Origin of the sequence: Roseateles koreensis (genome assembly GCF_028595305.1) — a bacterium.
GTDB lineage: Bacteria > Pseudomonadota > Gammaproteobacteria > Burkholderiales > Burkholderiaceae_C > Paucibacter_A > Paucibacter_A koreensis.
This window is the reverse complement of the sequence record NZ_JAQQXS010000016.1, coordinates 46,233-69,768: the sequence shown is the minus strand read 5'-3', so window position 1 is coordinate 69,768 and position 23,536 is coordinate 46,233. Positions and strand designations below refer to the sequence as shown.

Here is a 23,536-nt window from a genome sequence, read left to right as displayed (position 1 = left end):
CGCGGGCGGTCGGGGTGGAAGCAGCGCTGCCGCCCAACCACCCCGCACGGCCCTTCGTCTTTTCAGCGCTAACGCGTTCTCGCACGGACCCGCTCCGTAGGCCGCTCAGCTGCAGCACGCAGCAAGCAGCATCCTCGCGCGCCAACCCTTTGATGGTTTTCCATGTCATCCGCCTACCTTCAGTTTGACCAGGTCTCCAAGATCTTTCCCGGCGTCAAGGCGCTCAACGGCGTGTCCTTTGAAGCCCGTGCCGGCCAGGTGCATGGCCTGCTGGGCGAGAACGGCGCCGGCAAATCCACCTTGCTGAAAATCCTCGGCGGCCAATACCGCCCTGACGGCGGGCGCCTCGTGGTCGGCGGCCAGGAGCGCCACTTCAGCAGCGCGGCCGACGCCATTGCCGCCGGCATCGCCGTGATCCATCAGGAACTGCAGTACGTGCCCGAGCTGACCGTGGCCGAGAACGTGTTGCTGGGCCGCCTGCCGCAGAGGTTCGGCTTCGTGAACAAGGCCGCCGCCCGCCAATTGGTACGCACCCGGCTGGCCGAGATCGGCGTGGACCTGGACCCCGACGCGCGCCTGATGGATTTGTCCATCGCCCAGCGGCAGATGGTGGAGATCTGCAAGGCGGTGCTGCAAGACGCGCAAGTCATTGCCTTCGACGAGCCCACCAGCAGCCTCTCGCACCGCGAAACCGAAGTGCTGTTCAAGCTCGTGGCTGACCTGCGCGCGCAAGGCCGCACCCTCATCTACATCTCGCACCGGCTCGAAGAGCTCTACACCCTGTGTGACGCCTGCACCATCTTCCGCGATGGCCGCAAGGTGGCCACGCACCCAGTGATGGCCGAGGTGCCGCGTGAAACCCTCATCAGCGACATGGTGGGGCGCGAGCTGAACGATATCTACGGCTACCGTGCCCGCCCGCTGGGCGACGAGCGGCTGAAGGTCACGGGCCTGCATGGCGCCGCGCTGCGCGAACCGCTGAGTTTCAGCGTTCGCAGCGGCGAGGTGCTGGGATTTTTCGGCCTGGTCGGGGCGGGGCGTAGCGAGCTGATGCGCCTGCTCTACGGCGCAGACCCGCGCAGCCAGGGCCAAGTCGCGCTCGACGGCCAGGTGGTGAGCCCGCGTGGCCCGTCTGCCGCGATCGATGCCGGCATCGTGCTGTGCCCGGAGGACCGCAAGGAGCAAGGCATTCTGGCGGAGTCCTCGGTGGCCGAAAACATCAACATCAGTTGCCGTCGGCATGAGTTGTTAGGTGGGCTGTTTCTGCGTCATCGCAAGGAGGCGGCCCGGGCCGATGCCTTCATCCGCCGCCTGCGCGTGAAGACGCCCAACCGCGAGCAGGAAATTCGCCTGCTCTCGGGCGGCAACCAGCAAAAGGTGATTCTGGCGCGCTGGCTGGCCGAACCCGGGCTGAAGGTGTTAATCCTCGATGAACCGACGCGCGGCATCGACGTGGGCGCCAAGAACGAGATCTACCAAATCATCCACGAAGTGGCCGAAAGCGGCTGCTGCGTGATCGTGATTTCCAGCGAATTGCCTGAGGTACTGGGCATCTCTGACCGCGTGATCGTCATGCGCGAAGGCCGCATCAGCGGTGAACTGTCCCGCGCCGCTGCCAGCGAAACCGCCGTCCTGAGCCTTGCTTTGCCCGACATGCAAACCCAAGCCACCGCGCAAGCCATCACAGCATGAACACACTGACCACGCCATCTTCCTCGTCGACCTCCCCTTCGACCTCAACTGCGAGCGACCGCCCCGCCATGAACTCCAAGCACCGTGCCTGGCTGAACGAACACAGCATGACCCTGGGCTACGCCCTTTTGTTCGTGGTGCTCGCCTTCAGCGTCGAGAACTTTTTTTCCGCCGCCAATATCGTCGGCCTGATGTTGTCGGTGGCGCAGATCGGCATGGTGGCCTGCACCATGATGCTGTGCCTGGCCTCGCGCGATTTTGACCTGTCGGTGGGGTCCACCATCGCCTTCTCCGGCGTGCTGGGTGCCATCATCCTGGAGCGCACACAAAGTGTCGGCCTCGCCATTGGCGGCGGCTTGTTGGCCGGGGCGCTGATCGGCGCGGGCAACGGGGTGCTGATCGCCTACCTGCGCGTCAACGCCCTGATCGCCACGCTGGCCACCATGTTGATGGTGCGCGGCCTGGCCTTCATCGTGTCCAAGGGGCAGGCCGTGGGCATTGCAGACGAGTCCTTTATCAGCTTTGGCGACACTCGCTTGTTCGGTCTGCCACTGCCGGTGCTGGTGGCTGCAGCCTGCTTTGTGGTCTTCGGCGTGCTGTTGAACCACACCGTGTTTGGCCGCAACACGCTGGCCATCGGCGGCAACCCGGAAGCAGCGCGCTTGGCCGGCGTCAAGGTCGAGAAGTTGCGCGTCTGGATCTTTCTGCTGCAAGGTGTGGTCACGGCCATGGCCGGCCTGATCCTGGCCTCCCGCATCACCAGCGGCCAACCCAACTCGGCACAGGGCTTTGAGTTGGACGTGATCTCCGCCTGCGTGCTGGGTGGCGTGTCGCTGTTGGGCGGCCGGGCCCGCATCTTCGGCGTCTTGATCGGCGTGCTGATCATGGGCACGGTCGAGAACGTAATGAACCTACTCGACGTGGACGCCTTCTACCAGTACCTGATGCGCGGCCTGATTTTGCTGGCCGCCGTGCTGCTGGACCAGTTGAAGACGCGCGGCGCAGCACGACGCTAACGCCTCGTTTACTCGCAGTGCCCCACGGGGCCTGCGCTGACGACACGACAAGAACATGCGAAGAGGTGACATGGTGACTCCGCTTGCGCGATCTCATCGTTGGGTTCATGCGATTCATGCAATCAGCCTGAGCTTGATACTGCTCCTCTGCACCACACCCAGCGTGCACGCAGAGGTCAGCGCGGGTAACTGGTTAGTCCAGGGCGACGGCACCGCCGTCAATGCAGCAGCTTTAGCGGCAGACCCCACCACCACAGTGCACCACAGCGCAGCGCAAGACTACAAGGTCACCAGCATGCGCGTGCTTGAAGGGCTCACGCCGGGCAGCTACAGCCTGCGCGCCAAAGCACGCAGCAGCGGCGGTCAGCCTTCAGTCTTTGTCTTTGCTGGGGCGGAGGGCTTCACCCTGGCGCGTACCAGCCTGCCCGCAGCGAATGACAAAAACAGGGGCGCGCAGGAGGTGGTGATCCCCGGAATTCCCGTGCCCCAAGGCCGTTTGAAAATCGGCCTGTACTCCAACGCGAAGGGCGGGCAATGGGCAGAGCTGAGCGACATCCAGCTCCAACGCGAAGCGCAGCCCCGGCCTTTTTTGGCGGGTGGCGATGTGTCGGTACTGCCCTTGATGGAGCGCATGGGCGCCCGCTACTTTGATGCCCAGGGGCATGCCGGCGATGCTCTGCAGATTTTGCGCGCCAACGGCCACAGCATCGCCCGCCTGCGCCTGTACGAGCACACCGGCCCCGGCACAGGGGTGGATGGTTACTACTGGCCCGCCGGCTCCATGGACTTGCCCGATTTGCTGCGCCTGGCGCGGCGCGTCAAAGCCCAGGGCATGCAGATTGAGCTGACCCTGCACTACAGCGACTTCTGGACAAACTCCAAGACTCAGCGCATTCCCGGCGCCTGGCAAAAAGAGCTGGACCCACTGCCCGACGAGGCCGCCCGCTTGGCCCGCCTTCGCGAGTTGGTGGCCGCGCGCACCCGCGAGGTCATACTGGCCCTTCAAGCGCAGGGCACAACGCCCGAGTTCGTGTCACTGGGCAATGAAATCGAAGCTGGCATGCTCTACCCCTACGGTGCGGCCACACCCGCCAATTGGCCCCGCTTGGCCGAGCTGCTCAAGGCCGGCTACGCGGCAGTCAAGGCCGTGAACCCCAGCAGCCGCGTCGTCCTGCATCTGGACGACGGCGGCAACCTCGCCAAGTACCGCGACTGGTTTGACCACGCCCGCGCCAACGGTGTGCAGTGGGACGTGATTGGCGCCTCGTACTACCCGTTTTGGACGAAGAAGACCGTCGCCCAGTTGGCTGAATTCAGCCGCACCGTGACCACCTTTTACGACTGCGACATGCTGGTGATGGAGGTGGGGTTCAACTTCCACCCCACGCTGGCTAACGGTTATGCCGGACAGCTGGAGAACAATGGCCCCTACCCCGCCAGCATGAGTTCACCCGCCGGCCAACGGGCCTTCATGGACGAGATGCTGAACACACTCAAACGCAACGACCGGGTCTTGGGCTTGCTGTACTGGGACCCCGTCATGATTGCCACGCCGGGCGTGGGCTGGGCGCTGCATGAGGGCGATGCCGCGCCCGGGCCCAATGTGGTGGCCAACACCACGCTGTTCGATTTCAGGGGCCGTGCGCTGCCGGTGTTGTCCTTGTGGCGCGACCATGCTGCGGCGATGCCACTGCCCACGTCTACGCCGGTCAGTGCGCTGGCCACACCCTGATTTTCATCCCCCATTTTTTGTTCTCCACGAGTCCTCACCATGCCCCAACGCCTGCAAGACAAAGTCGCCATCGTCACCGGTTCCACCCTGGGCATCGGCCGTGCTGTCGCCCGCCTGTTTTTGGCGGAGGGGGCTTATGTGGTCATCAACAGCCACCGCGACGACGCCGCTGCCGCCGCGCTGAGGGACGAGTTGGGCAGCGAGCGCTGCTTGTTCGTGCAGGCGGATGTGGCCGATGCCGACGCGGTCAACGTCCTGGTGACCCAGACAATGGCGCGCTTTGGCCGCGTGGATGTGTTGATCAACAACGCGGGCATGAATGTGTTTGCCGACCCTTTGACAATGACGCCAGAGCAGTGGCAACGCTGCTTCGCGGTCGACCTGGAAGGCGCTTGGAACATGGCACGCGCGGTGCTGCCCGGCATGGTGGCGCGCGGCAGCGGCAGCATCGTCAACATCGCCTCGGTGCACGGGCACAAGATCATCCCCGGCTGCTTCCCCTACCCGGTGGCCAAGCACGCGTTGCTGGGCCTGACCAAATCGCTGGGCATCGAATATGCGGGGCGCGGTGTGCGGGTCAACTCGATTTCTCCGGGCTTCATCATGACGGAGTCCAACGAGCAATGGCTGTCCACCTTCGACGATCCTGCGGCTGAAAAACTACGCCAGGCCGAGTTGCTGCCCGTCAAGCGCCTGGGCGAGCCGGTCGAGGTGGCTTACACCGCCCTCTTCTTGGCCAGCGACGAGGCCCGGTTCATCACCGCGACCGACATCTTGATCGACGGCGGGCGCACCCAGCTGTATCACGAGTAATGCCCAGACTACACTGATTCGACTTGAACACCGCATGCCATGGCGGCAAACGCAGGCCCGCCGCAAACCGCGCCCGCTGAATCATCCCTGATCCATGTCTGACCCACGCTCTGATCGTTTTGTCCGTTCGCACCTGAAAGTGCGGCAAATGGTGCTGCTGCTTGAACTGGGCCGGCACGGCTCGGTGCTGCATGCGGCACAGGCCGCCAACCTGACACAGCCAGCTGCGTCCAAGCTGCTGTCAGAACTGGAGCATGCGCTGGGCGTGCAATTGTTTGAGCGCTTGCCCCGTGGCGTGGCGCCCACCGTCTACGGCGAGGTCATGATTCGCCGCGCTGGTGCTGCACTGGCGGAAATGGATGCCGCCCATCAGGAGGTGATGGCCTTGCTGTCGGGCATGAGCGGCAGTGTGGCCATCGGTACCGTCATGACCCCCTCGACGGGTCTGCTGCCCGAGGCCGTCAAACGGCTAAAAGGCCAGCACGCGCGCGTGCACGTGTCGATCTCGGTGGACACCAGCAAGCTGTTGATCCAGCGCTTGCGGGCCGGTGAGCTGGACTTGGTGATCGGGCGGATTTTGGACACCGAATCCGCCTCGGTGCTGAACTTTGAGCCCCTGACCGACGAGCCGCACATGGTGATCGCCCGTGCGGGCCACCCGCTGGCGCAGGGCGAGCCCCTGCAATTGGCCGACCTGGCGCGAGAGGGCTGGATCTTGCCCCCCAGCGGCAGCATTTTGCGGGATCGCCTGACCGCGCTATTTCTCTCGCACGGTCTGGATCAACCCGCCGAGGTGGTTGAAACCCTGGCCCTGCCCGTCATCACTCAGCTGCTGATGGGCAGCAATATGGTGGTGGCCTTGCCCACCGAACTGGTGCAATCGCACTTGGACGCCGGCTTGCTGACGGTGCTGCCCTTTGAGCTGGGCGTGCGCATGGATATGTACGGCATCGTCACCCGTAAAAACCACCGCCTCTCGCCCGGCGCCAGCGCCATGCTGGAGATCTTGCGCGAACTCGGCATGCGCCGCAGCAGTTTCAGTGCGTGATCAAGCCCGCTTTTGCGAGCGCCGGCGTGCGGTAAATGCCACGGCGGCCAGAGAGCCAACGTAAAGACCTGAAAGGAGCTGTTGCCAACGCTGTCGGCCGTGGAGCCATGGGCTGCACACCAGCGGCCGACCCGTCCCAGGTGCTGTAGCCAGCGCTGACGCCGTACTTCACGCCGATCGTGCCACCCAGGCCGTCCGACACGTACTTCCATTGATTCCAGTCCGTGGCACTGTTGAAGGCGTAGCTGCCCGGATCCCAAAAAGGTGACGGAACCAGTGGCGGCGGTGGCGGCACGGCGTCGTGCGACAAAGCCCATGACACCCAGACCCGCCAGCATCAAGCCGTAGCTGGCCGACTCGGGCACTGCTGCGGCAAGAGAGTCCACGTACAGGGCCAACTAAATGACAAAAATGACCATCACCTCGATTAAAGGTTTGCGTCAAAACCGATAACAACATCACGACAACTCGCAGCCGTGCCGATTTGTGCCGCACGCCCCCTGGGCGCTGGGCGGGTGTCTTTCGTGCGGTCGCACCGCAAGGCCGAGGGCATTTGCACGGCAACAGCGTTCGACAAAGGTCTGTCGATGCGGTGAATTCGGCGCCAATCCTGGGTTAGCAAAAAAATAGGGGCGCAATGCGTGGGAGGCGCCGTCAAGGCGGCAACTATTTTTCGGGCATCAACATGCTCGAGAAACTTCAGCGCTGTTTTCACGCCCATTGACGGTATGAAGTTCTGACAAATCAAACTCAGCGCGCTGACCTATTCGCCCGTCGGGTTAATCGGGTAACTACTATGGTTTGAGCGCAACACTTTGCCGCGCCACCGTGTGTTCATGCGGCCTGCAGGCCCTCGCCGCCCGGGCGTCACCCCCCAGCCCTTCAAGCTATCCGAATTGCACATATATCCGACTAATAAAGTGATACACGCGGCATGTGAGCCTTCCTTAGTATTCCGCCAAGCACTGCACCGACAGTGCGGTATTGCACCCTTCAATATCCAGGCACGGCGCGCCCTGCCTCCTAAAAGAACGGAAGAGACATCATGCAGATGAAACAAAAGAAACTCGCTTGGCTGATTCACGCCCTGTTTCTGGCGCCAGCCGCCCTGAGCGTCCAGGCTCAGGCACAAGCCCAGCAAGCGCCCGACAAACAGGCCCTTGAAACCGTCACGGTGACCGGTATCCGCGCTTCGGTGCGCAGCGCCCTGGAAGCCAAGGAAGCGAGCAACGGCATGGTGGAGGTGATCTCCTCCGAAGACATCGGCAAGCTGCCTGACACCACGATCGCCGAATCGCTGGCTCGCCTGCCCGGCTTGTCTGCCGGCATTGACCGCGGCAACGCCAGCCAGATCGTGGCACGGGGTCTAGGCCCGCGCTTTGTCGGCGCCACGCTGAACGGCCGCGAGTTTGCGTCCTCCGAACCTGACCGCGCTGTGCGCTTTGAGATGTTCCCGTCGGAGTCGGTGTCGGGTGCCACGGTCTACAAGACCCAGTCTGCGGAGTTGGTGGAAGGCGGCATCGCCACCACCATCGACCTGCAGACCGTGCAACCCCTGGCCTACAAGACGCGCCAGCTCTCGCTGAAGGCCGACGCGCTGTACTACCAACTGGCCAGCGACATCGACGGCGCAAAGAAGTACGCCCCGCGTTTGGGCGGCGTGTACATCGACCAATTCGCCGACAACAAGTTGGGCGTGGCCCTGGCCTTCAGCTACTACGACCAGCCCTCGCTGGAAGACCGCACGAACAACTGGGGCTTCAACGAGAACAACTCCGGCGTGCTGCCCGGCACCACGGTGAGCAAGACGCCCTGGGGCTTCCAGAACAGTGTCAAGAAGGGCACCGACAAGCGCTCCAGCGTGCTCGGCAAGCTGGAGTACAAGCCCAGCGCCGACCTGGCCCTGACCGGTGATGTGTACTACGCCCGCTCCAACATCCTGGAGCCGCAGATCATCCACGTCCAGAGCAATGTGGGCAACTGGAATGGCTGGCAGAGCGGCGCCTACAGCAACTACACGGTGGACGGTGGCTATGTGACGGGCGCCACCGTGTCTGGCGTCAATATGGACACCATCAACGCCCAGTGGAAGCAGGACATGACCAACTTCGCCGGCGGTGTCAACGGCAAGTTCAAGACCGGCGACTGGCAGTTCGAGGGCGATATCGCCGGCTCGACCGCCACCCGCGACACAATGTGGAGCGCGGTGAACATGACCATGCTGCAGTCCGGCTCGGTCAACTGGAACTTCCCGAAAGACGGCTGGATGACCTATGGCTTCAGCCAGGACACCGGCAACCCGGCCAACTACGCCAACTCGGTCAGCGAGACCTGGGGCCCCACCTACGCCGGAAAGCTGCATGACTCGCTCAACTCGCAATCGCTGAGCGCCAGCCGCTTTGTCGACTGGGGCGATATGGTCAAGCTGAAGTTCGGCCTGCGCGCAACCCAGCGTGAAAAGTCCTACAACCAGGTCTCCTGGGACTACGGCACGGCCACGATCCCAACCTCAGAGTTCCAGCGCGTCAGCGTGGCTGGCCGGCCCGACTTCATCGAGTTCAAGGGCGGTTTTGCCGACACCGTGGGCAAGTACTTCGGCAGCAGCGCCTTGAGCGCCGATGGCCGCACCGCCACCACCAGCGATCTGGTGCAGCAAGACTGGCGTGCCAAGGAGAGCAATACCGCCGTGTTCGTGCAGGGCGACCTGGCCGGTACCGCTTTTGGTGGCCTGAGCTACCGCGGCAATGTGGGCGCCCGCCTGGTCCACACCACGCAGACCGGTTATGGCAATGAGCAAGTCAATGGCGGCGCGCCCACGCCGGTGTCAGACGGCACCAGCTACACCCGCTTCCTGCCCAGCCTGAATCTGATCCTGAACCTGGACGACAACGATGTGAACCAGGTCCGCTTCGGCGTGGCCCGCGCCATGTCGCGTGCGCCGCTGGACGTGATGAACGACGCCCATGTTGTCAACATCGACAAGAACGGCGTCAACCCGACCACCATCTCCGGCGGCAACCCGCAGCTCAAGCCCATGATGGCCAACCAGGTGGATCTGGCCTTCCAGCACTACTTCGGCAAGGGCAATCTGGTCTCGGTGGGCGTGTTCTACAAGGACATCAGCGACTACATCGGCATCGCCTCGGTGGCGGGCACCTACAACGGCCAGAAGGCCTACTTTACCCAGCAGGTGAACCGCGACGGCGGCCATGTGGACGGCATCGAGCTGATCTACCAACAGGCCTTCACCACCCTGCCCGAGCCCTTCAATGGCCTGGGTCTGGCGGCGAACTACACCTATACCGACAGCAACATCCAGGAGAACGGCGACAAGAGTGGCTCGACCTTCACGCCCATCGCCACCAACGGCCTGATGAAGCACAACGGCGGCCTGACGCTGTGGTACGAGCGCAATGGCTTCGAAGCCCGCCTGGCAGTCAACGCACACAGCGCCTACAACCGCGCACCGACCTGGGACTCCACCGCGTTCCAGATCAACGGGGCTGAAACCTGGGCCTCGCTGAACCTGTCGCAACAGCTGAACTCGCATGTACAACTGCGCTTCGGGGTCGAGAACCTGACCAACCAGAAGGTCACCTACACCGACCCGGTCAACCCCTACTACCAGAACGACTTCCAGTTCGGCCGTCGCTTCAACGTGGGTTTGTCTTACAAGCTCTGATGACCCAAGGCCCGTTCGGGCCTGTTCATAGCGAACCTTTGACAGGCGGTGCGGCCAAAAACGCACCGCCTTTTTTCATGGGCTGCGCGCCGCCATGACCGCCTCAGACGCGGCCAGGCGTCGGCGCCGGTATTCCCCGGGTTGCACACCGTTCCAGCGACTGAAGGCCCGATGAAAGGCGCTGGCGTCGTGAAAACCCAGATGGGCAGCCATCTCGTCCAAACTCATTGTGCTGGTGCTCAGGCGCTCAATCGCCCATTCGTTGCGCAGTTGGTCCTTGATGCCTTGATAGCGGCTGCCCTCGGCCTCCAAGCGGCGGCGAAAGGTGGTGGGCGGCTGGCCCATCTCCTGCGCCATCGCCTCAAAACGCGGCCAGTCGCCCAAGGACTCGGCGGTCTGGCAGGCCCGCAGCCGCCGCCGCACCCGCGCGGTCCAGCTGTCTTCATTCTTGTACTTCAGCACCACCGACTGTGGCGCGGTCTGCAAAAAGCGCTGCAAGCCCTGGCTGTTCTGCACCACCGGCGCGACCAGCAATTGAGCGTCAAAACCCATCACCGTGTGCGCGGCGTCGAAGCTCAGATTTTTGGAAAACATCGCCGTGTACTCCGCCACATGCGCGGGCCGGGCGTGGGCAAAGTCCACCCGCAGCAGCTCGATGCGGCGCCCGGCCAGCCAGCACATCAGGCCGTGGATCAGCACCAGCAGGGTTTCATCGGCAAAGCGCCGGTCGGCCTCATCGGCGATGCCGTTGCGCAGATGCACCCGCGCCTCATCCCCCTCTTGCGTCAGGCTCAGCTGCAAATCGTCCAAAAATACGCTGAAGCCGCGCAGCATGCGCTTGATGGCGCGCTCCAGGTTCTCGCAATGCAACACCGCCTGGCACAGCAGGGCAAAGCTGCCCACCTTCATGGCACGGCGGCCGAGGCCGAAGAATTCGTCGTCCAACTCCCGCGCCACCGCCAGCCATAAGGCGGAAAAGGTCGCCGCCTGCATGCGCGCGTGCGGCACGCCGAGCCAGGACTCAGGAATGTCCAATTCGCCCAAAACCCGCTCGCGCGCAACCGGCGTCAAATGACGCAGTGCCGCATTGGCGAAATACATCGAAACGGTGTCTCTTTCAACGGTGACTTTTTCGGCAGTAGCGCGCACGTGGTTCATTTGGAACAGGGGTTCTGAAGGCAGGCAAGCGTATCAGCACCGCGTCAACCAAATTGACAAAAAACACCAAAGCACTGACCGGCCCAGCCATTTCCAAGCCAGGCAAAGCTGCCTATATTGTGGGGATCAGGAGACCGACCATGACCGACCTTTCCGCCGAATTCAAAGCCCTGGCCAGCTACAAGCCCCGCCACAAAGTGCGCTTCGTCACCGCGGCCGCCTTGTTCGACGGGCACGACGCGGCCATCAACATCATGCGGCGGATCCTGCAAGGCATGGGGGCCGAGGTGATTCACCTGGGCCACAACCGCTCGGTGGAAGAGGTGGTTACCGCCGCGCTGCAAGAAGACGTGCAAGGCATCGCCATCAGCTCCTACCAGGGCGGCCATGTCGAATACTTCAAATACATCGTCGACCTGCTGAAGGAGCGCGGCGGCGCCCACATCCAGGTGTTCGGCGGCGGCGGCGGCGTGATCGTGCCGGAAGAAATCAGCGAACTGCAGCGCTACGGCGTGAGCCGCATCTACAGCCCCGAAGACGGCCAACGCATGGGCCTGGCCGGCATGATCGGCGAGATGGTGATGCGCGCCGACGTCGACTTGGCGGTGCATGCACCGGCCCAGTTGGCGGCCGTGCGAGGCCACAGCCCCGCCGCCTGGCGCCAACTGGCCCAACTCATCACCGCACTCGAGGCCGGCCGCATCAGTGAGCCGCTATTGGGTGAATTGCGCCAGCAAGCCGCTGCGGTGAAAACGCCCGTGCTGGGCATCACCGGCACCGGCGGCGCGGGCAAGAGCAGCCTGACCGATGAGTTGATCCGCCGCCTGCGCCTCGATCAGGACGATGCGCTGAAGATCGCCGTGATCAGCATCGACCCTTCGCGCCGCAAGAGCGGGGGCGCACTGCTGGGCGACCGCATCCGCATGAACGCGATTTCTCCGTGGAACGACGGCCCCAAGGTCTATATGCGCTCACTGGCCACACGCGACACCGGCAGCGAGATCAGCGCCGCGCTGCCCGATGTGCTGGCCGCCACCCAGTTGGCAGGCTTCGATCTGATCATTGTCGAGACCTCCGGCATCGGCCAGGGCGACGCCGCCATTGTGCCGCTGGTGGATGTGCCGATGTATGTGATGACGCCCGAGTTCGGCGCCGCCAGCCAGCTCGAAAAAATCGACATGCTGGACTTTGCCGAATTCGTGGCCATCAACAAGTTCGACCGCAAGGGCGCCCTGGACGCCCTGCGCGACGTGGCCAAACAAGTGCAGCGCAACCGCGAAGCCTTTGGTGTGATGCCCGAGGCCATGCCGGTGTTCGGCACCATGGCCAGCCGATTCAACGACGACGGCGTGACCGCCCTCTACCAGGCCGTCAAGCAGCGCCTGCAGTCGCTCGGCCTGCCCTTGCACGCTGGGCGCCTGCCCCTGGCAGCCACCCGCCACAGCACCCACCAAACACCGGTGGTGCCCGGCGCCCGAGTGCGTTACCTGGCAGAAATTGCCGACACGGTGCGCGCCTACAAAAAGCAGGCGCGCCAGCAAGCCAAGCTCGCCCGCGAACTGCAACAACTGCGCGCCAGCCAGGCAATGCTTGCGGCCGGGCAGGCCGAGGCCAAGCGCGACGCGCTGGGCGACTCGGTCGCCCATCAGCTGGACGCATTGGCCGCACAACGCGAAGCCCATCTGACCCTGGACAGCCGGCAGTTGCTGCAGCAGTGGCCTGCTTTGGTAGAGAGTTATGCGGGCGACGAACTGGTCGTCAAGGTGCGTGACAAAGAGCTGCGCACCCGCCTGACGCACACCTCGCTCAGCGGCAACAAGATCCGCAAGGTGGCCTTGCCTAAATACGCCTGCCACGGCGAATTGCTGCAGTGGCTGATGCTGGAAAACGTGCCTGGCAGCTACCCCTACACCGCCGGCACTTTTGCCTTCAAGCGCGAGGGCGAAGACCCGACCCGCATGTTCGCCGGCGAGGGCGATGCCTTTCGCACCAACCGGCGCTTCAAGCTGGTATCGGCTGGCATGCCGGCCAAGCGCCTGTCCACCGCCTTTGACTCGGTCACGCTGTACGGCAACGACCCCGACCTGCGGCCCGACATCTACGGCAAGGTGGGTAACTCGGGCGTCAGCATCGCAACGCTGGACGACATGAAAGTGTTGTACGACGGTTTTGACCTGTGCAACCCCGGCACTTCCGTCTCAATGACCATCAACGGCCCCGCACCCAGCATTCTGGCGATGTTCATGAACACTGCCATCGACCAGAATCTTGAGAAATTCGAGGCCGAGAATGGCCGCGCCCCCGATGCCGCCGAGGCCGCCAAAATCCGCGCCTGGGTGCTGGCCAATGTGCGCGGCACCGTGCAGGCCGACATCCTGAAAGAAGACCAGGGCCAGAACACCTGCATCTTCTCGACCGAGTTCTCGCTCAAGGTCATGGGCGATGTGGCGAGCTATTTCGTCGCCCACGACGTGCGCAACTTCTACTCCGTCTCGATCAGCGGTTATCACATTGCCGAGGCGGGCGCCAACCCGATCAGCCAGCTGGCGTTCACGCTGTCCAACGGCTTCACTTTTGTTGAAGCGTATCTGGCGCGTGGCATGCACATTGACGACTTCGCGCCAAACCTGAGCTTCTTCTTCAGCAACGGCATGGACCCCGAATACACGGTGCTGGGCCGCGTGGCGCGCCGCATCTGGGCGGTGGCGATGCGCGAGAAGTACGGCGCCAACGAGCGCTCGCAAAAGCTGAAATACCACATTCAAACCTCGGGCCGCAGCCTGCATGCCCAGGAGATCCAGTTCAACGACATCCGCACCACGCTGCAGGCGCTGATCGCCATTTACGACAACTGCAACAGCCTGCACACCAACGCCTTCGACGAGGCCATCACCACGCCCACCGAAGAGAGCGTGCGGCGTGCCATGGCAATCCAGATGATCATCAACCGCGAATGGGGCCTGGCCAAGAACGAGAACCCCAGCCAAGGCGCGTTCATCATTGACGAGCTGACCGAGTTGGTGGAAGAAATGGTGCTGCAGGAGTTCGAGAAAATCACCGAACGCGGCGGCGTACTGGGCGCCATGGAAACCGGCTACCAGCGCAGCAAGATCCAGGAAGAGAGCATGCACTACGAGATGCTCAAGCACACTGGCGAATATCCCATCATCGGCGTCAACACCTTCCGCAACCCCAAGGGCGACGCGGACACCGGCCCCATCGAACTGGCCCGCTCGACCGAGGCTGAAAAACAAAGCCAGTTGCAGCGCCTGGGCGACTTCCACACCCGCCACGCGCAGGCCTGCCCGGCCATGCTGGCGCGGCTTCAGCAAGCCGTCATCGACAACGCCAATGTGTTCGAGGTGCTGATGGACGCCGTGCGCGTGTGTTCGCTGGGCCAGATCACCGACGCCTTGTTCGCCGTGGGCGGGCAATACCGGCGCAGTATGTGATGCCATGAATCAAGGCGGCCCGGGCGTAGAATCGCGGTCGTGTCTACCCACCCGTGCCGTCCTAGCCTGTTGATTCGCTACGGGGTCATCCTGACCTTGTGGCTGGCTGCGGTCATGCCCGCTTTTTCGCAAGGCCTGGCCGCGCTGCGCGGTGATGTGGCGCCCTGGAGCCAACTGTGCAGTAGCAGCATGGTTTCACCCAGCGCCCGCAAGGGCGCGGGCGCTGCTGACGACAACGCGGATGTTCACGGCATCTTCAAACTGCACTGCGGCGCTGTCGGCACTTGCGCCCACCCTGCCGCCGACTCGATGCCGCCGCCGCAGGATTTGAGCCTGCATTCACGCACTGCCGCCCACGCCCGCCCCATGCCGATGCGCTATTACAGCGCCAGCCAAGGCAGCCATGTCTGGCGCAGCAGTGAGGCGCGCGGCCCGCCGTCAGCGGCCTGAGCGTCAAGCCCGGCCCTTGCGCAGCAGCCTTCAAACTGCGCGGGCCGCCCGCTTCCATACTGCCGGCGCCCGGAAGCTTCCTGAAGCTTCCATCAGCGCCCGGCACTTTGAACTCACCCGGCGGACAAGCCGTTTGCATCATTGCCACCCTGCCCTGCGCGCCTCGCGCCGCGGCCATCGTCGCCCACGCTTGTACGCCCCCCGCTGATCGGCATTGCCATGAACATCACCTCCTTTCCCGCTTGGGCGCTCAGCGCCGTGGCCGCGAGCCTGCTCGCATCCGGCGCCGCCCAAGCCTGCTCCTCCTGCGGCTGCCTGCTCAATTCAGACTGGGCCAGCCAAGGCTTCAAGGCCGACGCCGGCCTGACGCTGGATTTGCGCCACGACTACTTCGACCAAGACCAACTGCGCAGCGGCACCGGCACGATGAATCGCAGCAGTCTCACCTTCCCCAATGAGCAGGAAATTCAGCAGCGCACCACCAACCACGTCACCACACTCACGGCCGACTACGGGATCAACGCCGATTGGGGCGTGAGCCTGCAACTGCCCTACATCAGCCGTTCACACACGACCATTGCCGCGGGCGACACCGACCTGTCGAGCTCCCGCTCATCAAGCTTTGGCGATGCGCGTGTGCTGGGCCGCTATCGCGGCTTCAACGCCGAGCGCTCCTGGGGCCTGCTGTTCGGCCTGAAACTGCCCACGGGCGCCATCGACGTGAACTTCAACGGCGGCCCGCAAGCCGACCAGCCACTGGACCGCGGCCTGCAAGCCGGCACGGGCTCCACCGACTTGCTTGTCGGCGCCTACCACTTCGGCAGCATCGGCGCCGGGCTGGACTACTTCGGCCAAGTGCTGGTTCAAGCACCCTTGAGCACCAAGGACCAATTCAAACCCGGCGTGACCACCACCCTGACGGCCGGCCTGCGCTACGTGAGCGAGAGCGGCATCGTGCCGCAGCTGCAATTGAACCTTCGGCATGAAGGCAGGGAGTCGGGCGACAACGCCGACGCCCCCAACTCCGGCTCCACCCTGGTGTACTTAAGCCCAGGCGCCACCGTGGCCTTGACCGAGCAACTCCAGGGTTATGGCTTCGTGCAAGTACCGATCTACCAGCACGTCACCGGGCTTCAACTGGAACCCAAAGTGACTTTCTCGCTGGGCTTGCGCTACGGGTTTTGAGCCTGGCTGAAGGGTAGCGTGAAGGGCTGAGTGAAGGGCGAGTGAAAGCCCAGGCGAGGCCAGCCGGGCCGGCCCTTTCAATGTTGCCGCCCGCATGGGGGTTTTGGGGAATATTAAAGTCATACATTTTATAAATCTCACACAAACGAGCAACATAGACTGGGTAAGCTAGGGCCGATCAACTCGCTAGCCTTTTCAGCCTTTTGCTGAGGACAAGATTTCATGAATTTCGCATGACCGTCCCCTCCCGTTTGATTTGGGCCTTGCCCTTCGCCGCGGCGCTCAGTGCGTGTGCCGATCTGGCGCCCACTTATGTGCGGCCTGAGCCTGCCGTCGCCTCGGCCAAAGATTCAGGCGCCACCTCGACCCGCGCTGGGGCTGCGCGGGACGCTGCCGACTTGGGCTGGCGTGAGTTCTTCACCGAGCCTCGACTGGGCGGCACGATCGAACTGGCGCTCGCGAACAACCGCGATCTGCGCGTGGCCTTGTTGAATGTGCAGAGCGCCCGCGCCCAGTACCGCATCCAAGACGCGGCGACGGGGCCCACCATGACGGCAGGTGCTGCGGCCACGCGCTCGGGTGGCACGGGCTTCGCGAGCAACAATTTTTCCGCCAGTGCCAATCTTTCAGCTTACGAGTTGGACCTGTTCGGCCGCGTCAAGAATCTCAATGCCGCAGCGCTGCAAAGTTATCTGGCCAGCGACGAAGCCCGACGCAGTGTGCAGATCAGCCTGGTCGCCGCGACGGCCAACGCCTGGCTCAATTTGGCCGCCGATCTGGAGCGCGAGCAGCTCACGCGGCAAACGCTGGCCAGCCGCAGGCAAAGCCTGACCCTCGACACCCGCCGCCACGACCTGGGCGCCATCACCGGCCTGGCGATGGCGCAGTCGCAGTCCAGCGTTGACAGTGCGCGCGTTGACTTGGCAGCGCTCGCCACGCAAGTCGCACAAGATCGTCATGCGCTTGAACTGTTGCTCGGCGCTGCCTTGCCCGATGCCTTGACGCCCGCCAGCCAAGAGAGCCTGAGCGCGGTGAGCCTGCTGCCAGAACTGCCGGCCGGCGTGCCTTCTAGCGTTTTGCAGCGCCGCCCCGACGTGCTGCAAGCAGAGCATCAGCTGCAAGCCAGCACGGCCAATATCGGTGCGGCACGTGCCGCGCTGTTCCCTCGCATTGCGCTGACAGCTTCCGCAGGGACGGCCAGCACGGAGCTCTCGGGGCTGTTCAAGTCCAGCAACGGCAACTGGAGCTTTGGCCCCGGCTTGTCGGTGCCGATCTTTGATGGGGGCGGCAATCGCGCCAATGTCGAGATCGCAGAGGTGAATCGCGACATTGCCGTGGCGCAGTACGACAAGGCCGTGCAGACCGCGTTCAAAGAGGTGCGCGACGCCTTGATCGAGCGCACCATGCTGACGGAGCGCCTGGCGGCGCAAGCGGCGCTGCTGGCCAGCTCAGAGCGTCAATTGAGCCTGGCGCGCGCGCAATTTCAGAGTGGCCGGACCGGCATGCTGGAAGTGCTGGACGCAGAACGCTCGTCTTATGCGGCGCAACAGGCCTTGATCGCGCTGCGGCTCACCGAGCAGAACAACCGGATCGCCCTCTACAAAGTGCTGGGCGGGGGATGGAAAGAACAATGACAAGTAGCGAAGCTGTGCATCAAACCGCCAAGCCGCGCAGTGGACTGCGTCACTGGTTCAGCCCATGGCGCTTGGTCATGCTAACGCTGTTGCTGCTCGGGTTGGGATGGATCGCCAAGCGCATGTGGTTCACCCCGCCGCCGGCCCCACAGGTGGCGACCTCGCCGGTTGAGCAAGGTGACATCGAGGAGGCCGTGCTGGCCACGGGCACCATCGGCGCGGCCAAGCTGGTCAGCGTTGGCGCGCAAGTCACCGGTGAAGTCAAACGCCTGACCGTGGCGTTGGGCGATACCGTGAAGCAGGGCCAGTTAATTGCTGAGATCGAGGCACTGACGCAGCAGAACACCGTGCGCAACGCGGCCGCCGCGCTGGACATTGCCGAGGCGCAATTGCGCTCCAAACAAGCAGCGTTGAAACAGGCACAACTGGCCGCCGCCCGCCTGCGTGAGTTGGTTGCGGTTGACGCCGGCGCCCGCGCCGACCTGGAAGCCGCCGAAGCCACGCTGGACACCAGCAAGGCCGACATCGCCGTGCTGCAAGCGCAGATCGTGCAAGCCCGGCTGGCGGCCGATACCGCCAAGGTCAACCTTGGCTACACACGAGTAACGGCGCCGATGGACGGTACGGTGGTGGCCGTGGTGACCGAGCAAGGGCAGACCGTCAACGCCAACCAGTCTGCGCCAACCATCATCAAGCTGGCAAGGCTGGACACCATGACCGTCAAGGCGCAAATCTCTGAAGCCGATGTGCCACGGGTCAAGCCCGGCATGCCGGTCTACTTCAGCCTGCTCGGCGAGCCGGACAAACGCATCGAGGTCAAGCTGCGCGCGGTCGAACCCGGGCCAACGACCCTGGCGACCGACACGACCACCAGCACCGCGAGCACCGGCACCACCAGCGCGATTTACTACAACGGCATCTTCGACGTGCCCAATCCGCAGGGCAAACTGCGCATCAACATGACGGCGCAAACCACCATCGTACTGGCGCAGGTGAAAAACGTGCTGATGGTGCCAAGCGCCGCGTTGGGCAGCAAAGGCAAGGATGGCCGCTACACCGTGCGCGTGCTGGAAGGCCCGCGCATCGTTGACAAGCCCGTGCGCATCGGCCTGGACAACCGGGTCAAGGCCCAGGTGCTGGAGGGGCTGGCGCTGGGCGACCGGGTGGTCACCAGTGAGGCCGCTGCGCCAGGCGGCGCGCCTGCACAGTCCTCCGGCCCACCGCCACGGATGTGAGCGGCATGGCAGCCTTGTTGGAACTGCGTGGCCTGACGCGCGAATTCCCGGCCGGGGACGGCGTGGTGGCCGTGCTGCGCAATATCGACCTGCGCATCGAAGCGGGCGAGATGGTCGCGATCATGGGGCCGTCGGGCTCGGGCAAGTCAACCTTGATGAACATTCTCGGCTGCCTCGACCGGCCCACGCGCGGCAGCTACTGCGTCGCCGGCCAGGAGACCGGCGAGATGGCGCCGGATGAGCGCGCCCGGCTACGCCGCGAGCACTTCGGCTTTATCTTCCAGCGCTACCAATTGCTGGGCGACCTCTCGGCGCTCGGCAACGTCGAGATCCCGGCCATCTACGCCGGCACCGCCGCCGCCTCGCGCCACACGCGGGCCCGCGACTTGCTCACACGGCTGGGGCTCAACGAACGCCTGACGCACCGACCCGGTCAGCTCTCGGGGGGTCAGCAGCAGCGTGTCTCGATCGCGCGTGCATTGATGAACGGTGGCGACGTGATCCTGGCCGACGAGCCCACCGGCGCGCTGGACCAAGCCAGCGGCCGCGAGGTGATGAAGATCCTCGCGGAGCTCAACGCCGAAGGCCACACCATCATCCTGGTCACCCATGACGCGCAAGTCGCCGCCCATGCGCAGCGGGTGATCGAGATCAGCGACGGCGAGATCGTCGCGGACCGACGCAACAACAACAACAACAGCAGCCACAGCAGCACGGCCGCAGCCCAGCCGCACCATCGCAGCGGCAACCCCAAAGAAAAGAGCAGGCCGGCGCGCTCCGCGGTAGGCGCCCTGTTCGGCCGCATTGCCGAGGCGGCCCGCATGGCCATACGGGCCATGCTGAGCCACCGCATGCGCACCTTGCTGACGATGCTGGGCATCATCATCGGCATCGCCTCGGTGGTGTCCGTCGTTGCATTGGGAGATGGCTCTCGGCAACGCATCCTGGCCGACATCAGCTCGATGGGTACCAACACCATCCAGGTCATGCCCGGCAAGGGCTTTGGCGACCGGCGTGCCGCTGCCGTGCGCACCCTGCGCATCGCCGACATGCGGGCCTTGGCCGAGTTGCCCTTTGTGGACAGCGCCACGCCTTCGGTGGTGGTCAGCGCCGGCCTGCGCTACCGCAACGTCGACGTCAGCAGCAGCGTGAGCGGCGTCGGCGAGCAGTACTTTCGCGTCAACGGCTACACGCTGGCGAGCGGGCAGGCCTTTGGCGCGCAAGCCGTGCTGCAGCGTGCGCAAGAAGCGGTGATCGACGAGAACACGCGCAAGCGCCTGTTCCCTAACGGTGAAACCGCACTGGGTGAAGTAATCCTGATCGGCACGGTGCCGGTACGCATCGTCGGCGTAACGGCCAAAAAGACACGCGCTTTCGGCAACGACGATTCACTCAACATCTGGATCCCGTACACCACGGCCATGAATCGCATCAACGGCCAAGACTATCTGCAAACCATCTCGGTGCGCGTCAACGACAGCGTGCCCAGCAGCGTGGCCGAACAAGCCGTGCGCAAGCTGCTAACGCAGCGCCACGGCAAGGAAGATTTTTTCCTGATGAACACCGACAGCATCCGCCAGACGGTTGAACAGACGACGGCGACGATCACCTTGCTGATCTCGTCCATCGCGCTGATCTCGCTGCTGGTGGGCGGCATCGGCGTGATGAACATCATGTTGGTGTCGGTCACTGAGCGCACCCAGGAGATTGGCGTGCGCATGGCGGTGGGCGCACGGCAGAACGACATCCTGCGGCAGTTCCTGATCGAGGCGATTCTGGTCTGCCTGATCGGCGGGGGGCTGGGCATCAGCCTGGCCCTGGCTTGCGGCGCGGTGTTTGATCAATTCGCCGGTGACTTCCGCATGACTTTTTCCAGCACGGCGATCCTGGGCGCCTTCGGCGTGTCCACCCTGATCGGCGTGGTCTTCGGCTTCATGCCCGCCCGCAGCGCGGCAAAGCTTGATCCGGTCGAGGCGCTGGCGCGGGCGTAATCAAGCGCTACGGCTCCCATGCAGGTGGCGAGTTAGTCGTCGCCCGCATGGGCACATCCATTGGGCCTTGAACGCCAGGATCCGGCTCAGAACTGTGCCTTCAGCGTCAAGCGCAAGGTGCGTGGCTCACCGGGGTGGATGACCTTGCCGTTCACCGGCGCGGGCTCACCCTTGAGCTGGGTGGCATAAAAGTACTCGATGTCGTTGTAGCGGCGATCGAAAAGATTGAGCACGTCCAGATTCAGCTGCATCTTGGGTCCCAGACTGCGGCCAAGGCGCAGATTGCTGATCAGCGATGACTCGGAACGCACGCTGTTGTCAGCGCTCAAGGGGCCGCTGCCGATATAGCGCTCGGTCAGGCTCATGGACCAGGGGCCGAGATCATTCAGCGTGACCGTGCCGGTGACGACTTGGTCCACCGAGTTGGGGATGTAACGACCGACAGTGATGTCATCGCTCGCATCAAATTTGAATCGCGCATGCGTCCAGGCCATGTCCAGATCGATCTGCAGCCCGGGCGTGGGCAGCCAGTGGTTGTTCCACTCCACGCCGTAGCGGCGACTGGGCCCTTGTGCGGAAGTGGTGCCCGAGTCGCCGGAGTAAATCAGCTCTGAATCAAAGTTCAACTGCCACAAGGACAGCGAGCTTTGCAGGCCGGGCAACCACTCCGTGCGCGTGCCAATCTCGGCGCCCCTGGCCCTGACCAGGCCGGGTACACGCTCCTGCGCTTCGCCCGATTTAGGGTCGACAGCCGCCGTCATGCCACGTGCATCATTGCTGTGGAAACCGCTGCCCGCGTTGAAGAAGAACTCAGTCTTGTTCCAGGGCCCCATCACCAGCGAAAGCTTGGGCGACAGCAAGGTCTGCCCGGCCGTGCCGGAGTTGAGCGGCTGCAGCAAACTGTTCACCCGGGCGTCCAGGCGGTCTAGGCGCAAGCCCAGCACCGATCGAAACTTGGGCGACCATTCAACACCGGTTTGCGCATAGACGCTGGCCAAGCTTTGACGCACTTCATCATCACGCGTTGTCGCACTCAACACGCGTGCCTGGCTGTCATACAAGCCGACGCGGATGTTGTCGTGGCGCAGTTGGAGGCCGAGCTCGCTGCTCGCCTCGAACCCGCCCAACTTGTGTTGGATGACGCGTTTGGCTGAAAGCCCATAAACATGGCGCTGGTCCTGCTGCGAGAACTGGTCACCCATCCCCGGCCGGTCCATGGCGTAGGTGAAATTGGAGAACAGCTTGAGGCGATAGTCCAAGGCATAGGCCGCCCAGTGGGTGCTGCCATGCGCATCGGCATCGTGCCATTCAAAAGACAGGCTGCTGCGCGAGGTTTCGCCGCCATCTGTGGGGTCCACCGCGTCGAATCGGCCAAATGGCTTGCCGTCGTAGCGGCCGGCTTGCACCAGACGTTGCGGCACTTGGTCGGTGGAATTCCAACGGGCGTCATACGCCATCAAGCTGGCTGACCAGCCTGCTTGCGCATTCCCCTTGCTCAGACTCAGCACGGCATTGTTGCGGTGCAGCCCTTCTTTCAAGGTCCAGGGCCCGTCGTTGCGCATCACTTCGACGGCACCCAGCAGATGCAGGCCAGCATTCAAGTCGGAGGAGCCCGCCAACAAGCCACGGCGATAGCCTCCTCCCCCCAAGGTCAGCTGCACAAAAGGCGCTCTCAGGCGGCGCTGCAGCAGCATATCGGCCGAACCGGCGGCCGCAAAATCGCCATTGCCCGCGAAGTAAGGCCCTTTACGGTACTCAATGCGATCGACCAACTCGGGCATCAAAAAATTCAAGTCCGAATAGCCCTGGCCATGGCCATGACTGGGCATATTGACCGGCAGTCCATCGACCGTGGTGGCGAAGTCGGTGCCATGGTCTAAATTGAAACCGCGCAAAAAATACTGATTGGCCTTGCCATCGCCCGAGTGCTGAGTGACGACGAGACCTGGCACCGTTTCCAGCACCTCACCGGGCCTCAACAAAGGCCGGCTCTTCAGCAACTCGGCTCGCACCACGCCTTGCGAGGCTGCATCGCTGCTGCCCACGGCATTGTCGTAATGCCGGCCACTGACTTCCACCGTTTCCAGCACATTGGCCATAGCCAGTTGCTGCGGCTTGTCGTCTTCTTTCGCGGGGCGCTCCTGTGCATGCGCCAAGAAAGAGCTGCAGATCAAGGCCGCGGCCAAAGAAATCTGCGAAGGAGATCGACAAGAACGGGAGATCGGCGGGGAATAGCTCATAGGGCGCCTCGTTGCGGTCAGTCTTTGTAACCGCAACACATGACGGTATGAAGAAATATTATTTCATCATACGGCGCTTCTCAAGCTGAAATCCTCCGGCAACATGGGACTGCCGACGCGCCACGATGCGGGCAACTCGTGGTCCCGGGGGATTCATTCGTCCTGCGTTCGCGCAGGTGACTGGAAAGCACCTCGCTTCGCCAGGCTG

15 protein-coding genes and 1 pseudogene are annotated in these 23,536 nt (G+C 63.6%); 12 read left to right on the top strand and 4 right to left on the bottom strand.

Annotated features, from left to right (window positions below; genetic code table 11):
• Nucleotides 1-162: 162 nt before the first annotated feature.
• The 5 genes from araG to PRZ01_RS16650 all read left to right on the top strand — a co-directional run bounded on the left by araG (nt 163) and on the right by PRZ01_RS16650 (nt 6,301).
• A complete protein-coding gene (gene araG / locus PRZ01_RS16670; RefSeq protein ID WP_273597921.1) occupies nt 163-1,692 on the top strand; it encodes an L-arabinose ABC transporter ATP-binding protein AraG in 1,530 nt (509 codons plus the stop codon).
• On the top strand, nt 1,689-2,708 hold the full coding sequence (gene araH / locus PRZ01_RS16665) for an L-arabinose ABC transporter permease AraH (RefSeq protein ID WP_273597920.1): 1,020 nt from the start codon (nt 1,689-1,691) through the stop codon (nt 2,706-2,708). Before araG ends, araH begins: the two co-directional genes overlap by 4 nt.
• 133 nt (nt 2,709-2,841) lie before the next feature.
• Nucleotides 2,842-4,440 carry a glycoside hydrolase family 53 protein gene (locus PRZ01_RS16660; RefSeq protein ID WP_273597919.1) on the top strand — a complete coding sequence of 533 codons (1,599 nt, stop codon included), beginning with the start codon at nt 2,842-2,844 and terminating at the stop codon, nt 4,438-4,440.
• A 39-nt stretch (nt 4,441-4,479) separates the two neighbouring features.
• A complete protein-coding gene (locus PRZ01_RS16655) occupies nt 4,480-5,253 on the top strand; it encodes an SDR family oxidoreductase (protein WP_273597918.1) in 774 nt (257 codons plus the stop codon).
• A 94-nt stretch (nt 5,254-5,347) separates the two neighbouring features.
• On the top strand, nt 5,348-6,301 hold the full coding sequence (locus tag PRZ01_RS16650) for a LysR substrate-binding domain-containing protein (RefSeq protein ID WP_273597917.1): 954 nt from the start codon (nt 5,348-5,350) through the stop codon (nt 6,299-6,301).
• Here PRZ01_RS16650 and PRZ01_RS16645 read toward each other — a convergent pair.
• The gene (locus tag PRZ01_RS16645) at nt 6,291-6,623 is read right to left on the bottom strand and encodes a hypothetical protein (protein WP_273597966.1); all 333 of its coding nucleotides are present in this window, start codon (nt 6,621-6,623) and stop codon (nt 6,291-6,293) included. The two genes, PRZ01_RS16650 and PRZ01_RS16645, sit on opposite strands and share 11 nt — an antisense overlap.
• A pseudogene (locus PRZ01_RS19325) lies at nt 6,589-6,681 on the bottom strand (PEP-CTERM sorting domain-containing protein); the annotation flags it as partial. The pseudogene PRZ01_RS19325 and the gene PRZ01_RS16645, both read right to left, overlap by 35 nt.
• A 665-nt stretch (nt 6,682-7,346) precedes the next feature.
• Between PRZ01_RS19325 and PRZ01_RS16640 the strand changes: the two are divergent.
• Nucleotides 7,347-9,983, top strand: a complete 2,637-nt coding sequence (locus PRZ01_RS16640) for a TonB-dependent receptor (protein WP_273597916.1) — start codon at nt 7,347-7,349, stop codon at nt 9,981-9,983.
• A 75-nt stretch (nt 9,984-10,058) separates the two neighbouring features.
• On the opposite strand, the gene PRZ01_RS16635 is transcribed toward PRZ01_RS16640, so the two are convergent.
• Nucleotides 10,059-11,141, bottom strand: a complete 1,083-nt coding sequence (locus PRZ01_RS16635) for an AraC family transcriptional regulator (RefSeq protein ID WP_273597915.1) — start codon at nt 11,139-11,141, stop codon at nt 10,059-10,061.
• A 140-nt stretch (nt 11,142-11,281) separates the two neighbouring features.
• Here PRZ01_RS16635 and icmF point away from each other — a divergent pair, with 140 nt between their 5' ends.
• The 6 genes from icmF (at nt 11,282) to PRZ01_RS16605 (ending at nt 21,088) form a co-directional block, all read left to right on the top strand.
• A complete protein-coding gene (gene icmF / locus PRZ01_RS16630) occupies nt 11,282-14,593 on the top strand; it encodes a fused isobutyryl-CoA mutase/GTPase IcmF (protein WP_273597914.1) in 3,312 nt (1,103 codons plus the stop codon).
• A 39-nt stretch (nt 14,594-14,632) separates the two neighbouring features.
• The gene (locus PRZ01_RS16625; protein ID WP_273597913.1) at nt 14,633-15,043 is read left to right on the top strand and encodes a DUF2946 family protein; all 411 of its coding nucleotides are present in this window, start codon (nt 14,633-14,635) and stop codon (nt 15,041-15,043) included.
• Nucleotides 15,044-15,262: 219 nt separating this feature from the next.
• The gene (locus PRZ01_RS16620) at nt 15,263-16,228 is read left to right on the top strand and encodes a TonB-dependent receptor (protein WP_273597912.1); all 966 of its coding nucleotides are present in this window, start codon (nt 15,263-15,265) and stop codon (nt 16,226-16,228) included.
• Between the two features lie 233 nt (nt 16,229-16,461).
• Entirely contained in the window at nt 16,462-17,862 is a 1,401-nt protein-coding gene (locus tag PRZ01_RS16615) for an efflux transporter outer membrane subunit (RefSeq protein WP_273597911.1), read from the top strand.
• Between the two features lie 77 nt (nt 17,863-17,939).
• Nucleotides 17,940-19,097 carry an efflux RND transporter periplasmic adaptor subunit gene (locus tag PRZ01_RS16610; RefSeq protein WP_458296229.1) on the top strand — a complete coding sequence of 386 codons (1,158 nt, stop codon included), beginning with the start codon at nt 17,940-17,942 and terminating at the stop codon, nt 19,095-19,097.
• Between the two features lie 5 nt (nt 19,098-19,102).
• Nucleotides 19,103-21,088 carry a MacB family efflux pump subunit gene (locus tag PRZ01_RS16605; RefSeq protein WP_273597909.1) on the top strand — a complete coding sequence of 662 codons (1,986 nt, stop codon included), beginning with the start codon at nt 19,103-19,105 and terminating at the stop codon, nt 21,086-21,088.
• 86 nt (nt 21,089-21,174) lie between these two features.
• Here the strand turns inward: PRZ01_RS16605 and PRZ01_RS16600 are convergent, their stop codons facing one another.
• Complete coding sequence (locus PRZ01_RS16600; RefSeq protein ID WP_273597908.1) at nt 21,175-23,328, bottom strand: TonB-dependent receptor; 2,154 nt, start codon at nt 23,326-23,328, stop codon at nt 21,175-21,177.
• Between the last annotated feature and the right edge of the window lie 208 nt (nt 23,329-23,536).

Excerpts from the sequence above, each read along its gene's own strand:
- araG (WP_273597921.1), top strand. The coding sequence starts at position 163 with ATGTCATCCGCCTACCTTCAGTTTGACCAGGTCTCCAAGATCTTTCCC.
- araH (WP_273597920.1), top strand. The coding sequence starts at position 1,689 with ATGAACACACTGACCACGCCATCTTCCTCGTCGACCTCCCCTTCGACC.
- PRZ01_RS16655 (WP_273597918.1), top strand. The coding sequence starts at position 4,480 with ATGCCCCAACGCCTGCAAGACAAAGTCGCCATCGTCACCGGTTCCACC.
- PRZ01_RS16650 (WP_273597917.1), top strand. The coding sequence starts at position 5,348 with ATGTCTGACCCACGCTCTGATCGTTTTGTCCGTTCGCACCTGAAAGTG.
- PRZ01_RS16640 (WP_273597916.1), top strand. The coding sequence starts at position 7,347 with ATGCAGATGAAACAAAAGAAACTCGCTTGGCTGATTCACGCCCTGTTT.
- PRZ01_RS16635 (WP_273597915.1), bottom strand. The coding sequence starts at position 11,141 with ATGAACCACGTGCGCGCTACTGCCGAAAAAGTCACCGTTGAAAGAGAC.
- icmF (WP_273597914.1), top strand. The coding sequence starts at position 11,282 with ATGACCGACCTTTCCGCCGAATTCAAAGCCCTGGCCAGCTACAAGCCC.
- PRZ01_RS16620 (WP_273597912.1), top strand. The coding sequence starts at position 15,263 with ATGAACATCACCTCCTTTCCCGCTTGGGCGCTCAGCGCCGTGGCCGCG.
- PRZ01_RS16615 (WP_273597911.1), top strand. The coding sequence starts at position 16,462 with ATGACCGTCCCCTCCCGTTTGATTTGGGCCTTGCCCTTCGCCGCGGCG.
- PRZ01_RS16610 (WP_458296229.1), top strand. The coding sequence starts at position 17,940 with ATGCTAACGCTGTTGCTGCTCGGGTTGGGATGGATCGCCAAGCGCATG.
- PRZ01_RS16605 (WP_273597909.1), top strand. The coding sequence starts at position 19,103 with ATGGCAGCCTTGTTGGAACTGCGTGGCCTGACGCGCGAATTCCCGGCC.
- PRZ01_RS16600 (WP_273597908.1), bottom strand. The coding sequence starts at position 23,328 with ATGAGCTATTCCCCGCCGATCTCCCGTTCTTGTCGATCTCCTTCGCAG.